The organism is Streptomyces sp. SID5910 (assembly GCF_009862125.1).
Lineage (GTDB): Bacteria > Actinomycetota > Actinomycetes > Streptomycetales > Streptomycetaceae > Streptomyces.
In genome coordinates, this window is the sequence record NZ_WWHX01000829.1 from 1 (window position 1) to 7,443 (window position 7,443).

8 protein-coding genes are annotated in these 7,443 nt (G+C 70.6%); 5 read left to right on the plus strand and 3 right to left on the minus strand.

Features of this window, described 5'->3' with window-relative positions; translation table 11 throughout:
• Nucleotides 1-110: 110 nt before the first annotated feature.
• A complete protein-coding gene (pknB, locus tag GTW67_RS29180) occupies nucleotides 111-2,063 on the plus strand; it encodes a Stk1 family PASTA domain-containing Ser/Thr kinase (RefSeq protein WP_161167750.1) in 1,953 nt (650 codons plus the stop codon).
• Nucleotides 2,064-2,110: 47 nt separating this feature from the next.
• Complete coding sequence (locus GTW67_RS29185) at nucleotides 2,111-2,989, plus strand: deoxyribonuclease IV (protein WP_161167751.1); 879 nt, start codon at nucleotides 2,111-2,113, stop codon at nucleotides 2,987-2,989.
• A 12-nt stretch (nucleotides 2,990-3,001) separates the two neighbouring features.
• Here GTW67_RS29185 and GTW67_RS29190 read toward each other — a convergent pair whose 3' ends face one another.
• A complete protein-coding gene (locus GTW67_RS29190) occupies nucleotides 3,002-3,649 on the minus strand; it encodes a sulfite oxidase-like oxidoreductase (protein WP_161167752.1) in 648 nt (215 codons plus the stop codon).
• 182 nt (nucleotides 3,650-3,831) lie between these two features.
• On the opposite strand from GTW67_RS29190, the gene bfr reads away from it, so the two are divergent.
• Nucleotides 3,832-4,335 carry a bacterioferritin gene (gene bfr, locus GTW67_RS29195; RefSeq protein WP_161167753.1) on the plus strand — a complete coding sequence of 168 codons (504 nt, stop codon included), beginning with the start codon at nucleotides 3,832-3,834 and terminating at the stop codon, nucleotides 4,333-4,335.
• Here bfr and GTW67_RS29200 read toward each other — a convergent pair.
• Entirely contained in the window at nucleotides 4,332-4,583 is a 252-nt protein-coding gene (locus tag GTW67_RS29200) for a (2Fe-2S)-binding protein (protein ID WP_161167754.1), read from the minus strand. The two genes, bfr and GTW67_RS29200, sit on opposite strands and share 4 nt — an antisense overlap.
• A gap of 147 nt (nucleotides 4,584-4,730) precedes the next feature.
• The gene (locus tag GTW67_RS29205) at nucleotides 4,731-6,083 is read right to left on the minus strand and encodes a class II 3-deoxy-7-phosphoheptulonate synthase (RefSeq protein ID WP_161167755.1); all 1,353 of its coding nucleotides are present in this window, start codon (nucleotides 6,081-6,083) and stop codon (nucleotides 4,731-4,733) included.
• Between the two features lie 105 nt (nucleotides 6,084-6,188).
• Between GTW67_RS29205 and GTW67_RS38640 the strand changes: the two genes are divergently transcribed.
• Together GTW67_RS38640 and GTW67_RS29215 are read left to right on the plus strand one after the other, a co-directional pair.
• On the plus strand, nucleotides 6,189-6,245 hold the full coding sequence (locus tag GTW67_RS38640; protein ID WP_076973970.1) for a trp operon leader peptide: 57 nt from the start codon (nucleotides 6,189-6,191) through the stop codon (nucleotides 6,243-6,245).
• A 115-nt stretch (nucleotides 6,246-6,360) separates the two neighbouring features.
• Nucleotides 6,361-7,443, plus strand: a 1,083-nt coding sequence (locus GTW67_RS29215; protein WP_202437837.1) for a chorismate-binding protein, incomplete at its 3' end; no start/stop codon positions are given.

A 7,443-nucleotide genomic window follows, 5' to 3' on the forward strand; every position in this document is an offset into this window, starting at 1 on the left:
GTGCCGCCCCAGCGGCACGACTGCCCGCAGCTGCGTAAGAAGCGTCACAGGTGCGCTTCAGAACCGGTGGGATTCCAGGCGTGTCCGTGGTGGCTCGTACACTCGCCTGCGTGGACACGACCCTTCAGGACCCTCTGGTCGGGCAGGTGCTCGACGGCCGGTACCGCGTCGAGGCGCGGATCGCGGTCGGCGGGATGGCCACGGTCTACCGGGCCGTGGACACCCGCCTGGACCGCGTGCTCGCGCTGAAGGTGATGCACCCGACGCTCGCCACCGACGCCACCTTCGTCGAGCGGTTCATCCGCGAGGCCAAGTCGGTGGCCCGGCTCGACCACCCCAACGTCGTCCAGGTCTTCGACCAGGGCGCCGAGGGGGCGTACGTCTATCTGGCGATGGAGTACATCGCCGGCTGCACCCTGCGCGACGTGCTGCGCGAGCGCGGGGCGCTGCGGCCGCGGGCGGCGCTGGACATCCTGGAGCCGGTGCTGGCCGCGCTGGGCGCCGCGCACCGGGCCGGGTTCGTGCACCGGGACATGAAGCCGGAGAACGTGCTGATAGGGGACGACGGCCGGGTCAAGGTCGCCGACTTCGGGCTGGTGCGGGCCGTGGACACGGTCACCAGCACCACCGGCTCGGTCCTCGGCACGGTCTCCTATCTGGCGCCCGAGCAGATCGAGCACGGCACGGCCGATCCGCGGGTCGACGTCTACGCGTGCGGTGTCGTCCTGTACGAGATGCTGACCGGCGGCAAGCCGCACGACGGGGACTCCCCCGCGCAGATCCTCTACAAGCACCTCCACGAGGACGTGCCGCCGCCGTCGGCCGCCGTCCCGGGAATGGCGTACGCGCTGGACGCCCTGGTCGCGTCGGCGACCGCGCGCACCCCGGACGTCCGTCCGCACGACGCCGTGGCGCTGCTGGCCGAGGCCCGTGAGGCGCGTGCGGCGCTGACCGCCGAGCAGCTGGACGCGGTGCCGCCGCAGGCCCTCGCCGCGGACCACGACAACGCCGAGGACCGCACGAGCGTCATCCCGCGCGCGCTGACGACGCCCAGGCCGCTGCCGGTGAACGAGGACGAGGACGCCGTCCCGGACGGCGGGGCCCCGGCGGACGGGGTGCACCGCACCAGCCGGTTCGCCACTCCCCCGCCGCTGCCGCCCCGGCGCCGCCGCCCGCAGGTGAGACGCGGCCCGCTGGCCGTCGTGGTCGCCGTGCTGCTGGTCCTCGGCGTCGGCACGGGCTTCTGGTACATCAACTCCGGCCAGTTCACCAAGGTGCCGCCGCTGCTGTCGAAGACGGAGGCGCAGGCCGAGGACCGGCTGTCGGACGCCGGGCTGGACGTCGGCTCGGTCAAGCACGCCTACAGCGACACGGTCGAGCGCGGCACCGTCATCAGCACCGATCCCGGGGTCGGCACCCGGATCCGCAAGAACGACTCGGTGTCGCTCACGATCTCCGACGGCCCCGACACCGTGAAGCTGCCGGACGTGGAGGGCTACAAGCTGGACCGGGCGCGGACCCTGCTCAAGGACGAGGGGCTGGAGCCGGGCATGGTGACCCGGGAGTTCAGCCGGGACGTCCCGAGGGGCTTCGTGATCTCCACGGACCCGGAGACGGGCACCGAGGTGCGCTCGGGCTCCGCCGTCGCGCTGGTCGTCAGCAAGGGCCGCCCGGTCGACGTACCGGACGTCACCGGCGAGGACCTGGAGGACGCGAAGGCCGAGCTGGAGGACGCCGGCCTGAAGGTGAAGGTCGCCACCGAGCAGGTCACCTCCGAGTACGACAAGGGCCAGGTCGCCCGGCAGACGCCGGACCCCGGCAGCCGGGCCGCCGAGGACGACACGGTGACGCTGACGGTGTCCAAGGGCCCCGAGATGATCGAGGTCCCGGACGTGACCGGCGACAGCGTGGACGACGCGAAGCGCAAGCTGGAGGACGCCGGGTTCGGGGTCAAGGAGGACCGCGGGCTGCTCGGGCTGTTCGGCGACACCGTGAAGGACCAGTCCGTCGACGGCGGGGACAAGGCGCCCAAGGGCTCGACCATCAAGATCACCATCAGGTGAGGACTCTCACGGTCCGGACGCGCGACGGGGCATGACACCCTGAATGGGTGAACAGTCAACAGTCCGCCCTCCCGCGCAACCCCGTCGGCGGTCACGTGCCCGTGGCCGGCGGCCTGCACTCCGTGGGCCTGTCCTACGCCCGTGACCTGAAGGCCGAGGCCGTGCAGGTCTTCGTCGCCAACCCGCGCGGCTGGGCCACCCCGGCCGGCAATCCGAAGCAGGACGAGGCGTTCCGGGATGCCTGCGCGGCCGGATCGATCCCGGCGTACGTGCACGCGCCGTACCTGATCAACTTCGGTTCGCACACCGAGGCGACGGTGGAGAAGTCGGTGGACTCACTGCGGCACTCACTGCGGCGCGGGCGCGCGATCGGGGCGCTCGGGGTGGTCGTGCACACCGGCAGCGCGACGGGCGGCCGGGACCGTTCGGTGGCGCTGAAGCAGGTACGGGAGCACCTGCTGCCGCTGCTGGACGAGCTGACCCACGACGACGACCCGTACCTGCTGCTGGAGTCGACCGCCGGGCAGGGCGCCTCCCTGTGCTCGCGGACCTGGGACTTCGGCCCGTACTTCGAGGCGCTGGACGCCCACCCGAAGCTGGGCGTGTGCCTGGACACCTGCCACGTCTTCGCGGCCGGGCACGACCTGACCGGCCCGGCCGGCATGCACCAGACCCTGGACCTGCTGGTGGACACCGTCGGCGAGGGCCGGCTGAAGCTGATCCACGCCAACGACTCCAAGGACGTGGCGGGCGCGCACAAGGACCGGCACGAGAACATCGGCGCCGGTCACATCGGCGAGGACCCGTTCCGGGCGCTGATGACGCACCCCGCGACCGAGGGCGTGCCGCTGGTCATCGAGACGCCGGGCGGCAAGGAGGGGCACGCGGCGGACGTCGAGCGGCTGAAGAAGCTGCGCGACGGCTGACCCCTCAGGGGGTCACAGCTCGGGGCCGTCCCCGGGCTCCTCCTGGTAGGAGTAGCGCTGCTCGCGCCAGGGGTCGCCGATGTTGTGGTAGCCCCGCTCCTCCCAGAAGCCGCGGCGGTCGGCGGTCATGTACTCGATGCCGCGGACCCACTTCGGGCCCTTCCAGGCGTACAGATGGGGGACGACCAGGCGGAGCGGGAAGCCGTGTTCGGCGGTCAGCAGCTCGCCGTCCTTGTGGGTGGCGAAGAGGGTGCGCTCGGCGGCGAAGTCGGCCAGCCGGAGGTTGGAGCTGAACCCGTACTCCGCCCACACCATCACATGGGTGACGGCGGGCCCGGGCGGGGCGATCTCCAGGATCGTGCGGGCGGGGACGCCGCCCCACTCGGAGCCGAGCATGCTGAACTTCGTCACGCAGTGCAGATCGGCCACCACCGTGGTGTACGGCAGTGCGGTGAACTCCTCGTGGGTCCAGCAGTGCTTGTCGCCGTCGGCGGTGGAGCCGAAGACCCGGAACTCCCACCGCTCGGGCCGGAACTTGGGGACCGGCCCGTAGTGCGTCACCGGCCAGCCGCGCTGGAGCCGCTGGCCCGGCGGAAGCTCGAACTGCGGCGTCTGATCCGAAGCGCCCTCTCCCGACCCGTGTTCCACCGGCTGACCCATGCCTCCATCCTGACAGACCCGGACCGATGCCCCTGACACGCCCCCCTTACATGGGATCAAAAGGGGCAATACCGACTAAGCATGTACGTACTTACTAAGTCAAGACTTACTGGACGATCTTCGATGCCGGTGCAATCATGCGGCGCACACCGCCAGTTCCCGCGTGGAAGGAGCCTTAAGCGATGCAGGGCGACCCCGAGGTCATCGAATTCCTCAACGAGCAGCTGACCGCCGAGCTCACCGCGATCAACCAGTACTTCCTGCACTCGAAGTTGCAGGACCACAAGGGCTGGACCAAGCTCGCGAAGTACACGCGGGCCGAGTCCTTCGACGAGATGCGCCACGCCGAGCTGCTCACCGACCGCATCCTGCTCCTGGACGGCCTGCCGAACTACCAGCGCCTCTTCCACGTGCGGGTGGGCCAGAGCGTGACGGAGATGTTCCAGGCGGACCGGGAGGTCGAGGTCGAGGCCATCGACCGGCTGCGCCGGGGCATCGAGGTGATGCGGAACAAGAACGACATCACGTCGGCCAACATCTTCGAGGCGATCCTCGCCGACGAGGAGCACCACATCGACTACCTGGAGACCCAGCTGGACCTGATCGACAAGCTGGGCGAGTCGCTCTACCTGTCGACGGTCATCGAGCAGTCCCAGCCCGACCCGTCGGGACCGAAGCTGGTCTAGGCGGCTTCCGGAAGCTCCGAGAGGACCGGTCCCCCCTGGTCGGCGAGCTGCCGACGGGGGCAGGCGCCGCGGCCCAGCAGGGCCTGGATGCGCCGTACGCAGCCACCGCAGTCGGTGCCGGCCTTGCAGGCGGAGGCGATCTGCCGGGGCGTGCAGGCACCGGCTTCCGCGTGGCCCCTCACCTGTTCCTCGGTGACACCGAAGCAGCTGCAGACGAACACGCGGTTCACCTCCCGAGCGGGGTACATGGTCGTGCCGTACCGACGACCGGAGGGCCCGACTGATCGGTGAGGCAAACCTAACCTAACCCATCACGCAAGGCCGGCAAAAGCAGAGGGGGCGCGGATCCCATGTGACCCGCGCCCCATTTCACGACCCGTCCCCGGGACGGACCGTCACTGGTCCCGGTACATCTCCGCCACCAGGAACGCCAGGTCGAGCGACTGGCTGCGGTTCAGGCGCGGGTCGCAGGCCGTCTCGTAGCGCTGGTGCAGATCGTCGACGAAGATCTCGTCGCCGCCGCCCACGCACTCGGTGACGTCGTCACCGGTCAGCTCCACGTGGATGCCGCCCGGGTGGGTGCCCAGCGACTTGTGGACCTCGAAGAAGCCCTTGACCTCGTCGAGCACGTCGTCGAAGCGGCGGGTCTTGTGACCGGAGGCCGCCTCGTACGTGTTGCCGTGCATCGGGTCGGTGATCCAGGCGACGGTCGCGCCGGACGCGGTGACCTTCTCCACCAGCTCCGGGAGCTTGTCGCGGATCTTGTCCGCGCCCATCCGGACGATGAACGTCAGCCGGCCGGGCTCGCGCTCCGGGTCCAGGCGCTCGATGTACTGAAGCGCCTCCTCGGCCGTCGTCGACGGGCCGAGCTTGATGCCGATCGGGTTGCGGATCTTCGAGGCGAACTCGATGTGCGCGTGGTCCAGCTGCCGGGTGCGCTCACCGATCCACACCATGTGCCCGGAGACGTCGTACAGCTGCCCGGTGCGGGAGTCGACGCGGGTGAGCGCCGACTCGTAGTCGAGCAGCAGCGCCTCGTGCGACGAGTAGAACTCGACGGTCTGGAACTCGGCCGGGTCCGTGCCGCAGGCCCGCATGAAGTTCAGCGCGTTGTCGATCTCCCGGGCGAGCTGCTCGTAGCGCTGGCCGGAGGGGGACGACTTCACGAAGTCCTGGTTCCAGGCGTGCACCTGGCGCAGGTCGGCGTAGCCGCCGGTGGTGAAGGCGCGCACCAGGTTCAGCGTGGACGCCGACGCGTGGTACATGCGCTTGAGTCGCTCGGGGTCCGGGATCCGGGCCTCTTCGGTGAAATCGAAGCCGTTGACGGAGTCGCCGCGGTAGGTCGGCAGGGTGACGCCGTCACGGGTCTCGGTCGGCTTGGAACGCGGCTTGGAGTACTGCCCGGCGATCCGCCCGACCTTCACGACGGGCACGGAGGCGGCGTACGTGAGCACGGCGCCCATCTGGAGGAGGGTCTTGAGTTTGTTGCGGATGTGGTCCGCGGACACCGCGTCGAAGGCCTCGGCGCAGTCGCCGCCCTGGAGGAGGAACGCCTCTCCCTTGGCGACGGACGCCATCCGGGCGCGCAGCTGGTCGCACTCGCCCGCGAAGACGAGCGGCGGATACGACTCGAGGTCCGCGATCACTGCGCGCAGAGCCTCGGTGTCGGGGTACTCGGGCTGCTGCGCCGCGGGCAGGTCTCGCCAGGTGTTGCCAGCGCTCGCGCTGGTCTTAGCGTTCACGGTCACGGCCTCAACACTACGGGGTCCGATGACCGCTCCCGCCCCATGCCCAGGGAGTGAGACACGGGTAACGCCCTGTGGACGGCCCGGCGGTGGGGTACGCTGCGCCGTATGTTCGCGCACTCGATCCAGAACTGGTGGTGGACCGCTCATCCGGCGGCCCACTGACTGCGCGTACGCAAGACTTCGCGAAGGCCGCCCCGAGAGGCGGCCTTCGGTGTTTTCCGGATCAGGGCCGTTCCTCTCACCGCGTCTCACCGAGAGAACGAGAAGGACACGGACCATGACCCAGTTCGACCTGCGCTCCCTGACCGCCTGCGACCGCCCGTTCGCCCTGCTGCGCCGCCGCACCCCGGGCCATGACCACGACACCGTGGAGCTGCTGCTCGGCCCGGTGGCGGAGCACGACCGGCTGGCCGCGCTGCCCGACGAGGGGCTGGCGCTGGTGCCCTTCCGGCAGATCCGCGAGCGCGGTTTCGACGTGCGCGACGACGGCACGCCGCTGCTGGTGCTGACCCCCGAGGAGCGGTACGGCCTCCCGCTCGCCGACGTCCTGGAGCAGTTGCCGGCGCACGACGTCCGCGTCGAGGACGGCGGCTTCGACGTGGACGACGAGGAGTACGCGCGGATCGTCGGGCGGGTGCTGGACGAGGAGATCGGGCGGGGCGAGGGCGCCAACTTCGTGATCCGGCGGACGTACGAGGGCCGGATCCCGGGGTTCGGGCGGGCCGACGCGCTGGCGCTGTTCCGGCGGCTCCTGGAGGGCGAGCGGGGCGCGTACTGGACGTTCGTCGTGCACACCGGGGACAGGACGCTCGTGGGGGCGAGCCCCGAGGTGCATGTGCGGATGTCCGGCGGCACGGTCGTCATGAACCCGATCAGCGGGACGTACCGCTATCCCGCCGAGGGGCCGACGCCCGAGCACCTGCTGGACTTCCTCGCCGACGGCAAGGAGATCGAGGAGCTGTCGATGGTCGTCGACGAGGAGCTCAAGATGATGTGCACCGTCGGCGACCGGGGCGGTGTCGTCGTCGGGCCCCGGCTCAAGGAGATGGCGCACCTCGCGCACACCGAGTACGAGCTGCGCGGCCGGTCCTCGCTGGACGTGCGGGAGGTGCTGCGGGAGACGATGTTCGCGGCGACGGTCACCGGCTCGCCGGTGCAGAACGCCTGCCGGGTCATCGAGCGGCACGAGGCCGGCGGACGCGGCTACTACGCGGGTGCGCTGGCGCTGCTCGGCCGGGACGCGGGCGGTGCGCAGACCCTCGACTCCCCCATCCTCATCCGCACCGCCGACATCGGCGGTGACGGGCGGCTGCGGGTGCCGGTCGGCGCCACGCTGGTGCGGGGCTCGGACCCGGCGGGC